Source organism: Methylolobus aquaticus (genome assembly GCF_054172105.1).
Map to the genome: position 1 here is coordinate 1 of NZ_JBSYXP010000062.1, position 413 is coordinate 413.

Annotated in this window: 1 protein-coding gene; it reads left to right on the forward strand. The window is 61.5% G+C overall.

What is annotated here, in order from left to right; all coding sequences use genetic code 11:
- Positions 1-97: helix-turn-helix domain-containing protein (locus ACW73L_RS22185; RefSeq protein WP_498924715.1), on the forward strand; the 97-nt coding region annotated here is incomplete at its 5' end.
- Positions 98-413: the final 316 nt, after the last annotated feature.

Below are 413 nucleotides of genomic sequence, written 5' to 3' on the forward strand. Positions count from 1 at the left end.
CTGGACCCAGCGTGAGCTGGAGAAGGCGGCGGGTTTTACGCAGGCGCAGATCAGACGTATCGAGGCTGACAAGGCCGAGAACACATTACCTTCCTGAGTTTGCGCAAGCTGGCGAGGCCTTCGGCTGCAGCGTAGTCGACCTGTTGACCAACGCAGACCGGTGCCCGGCCTGGACCAGGCCCAACGTTATCGCCCGAATCTCGCCTACCTTCTGCGGTCACTGAAGCTACGCCTGTTCGCTTGCCCCATCCAGCGCGTCTCGCCGGAATAGGTCCTGACCCTACTGGGTCGCCCCTGCAGAATCGCTGGAAGGCGCATGGCACGCGGAGCTTTGCCGTTTCGTGGGGTAACGGAATCCCGCGGGATTTGCTGGAATAGGGCGCAATAATTGGGGGATTGCGGGGCACATCGAT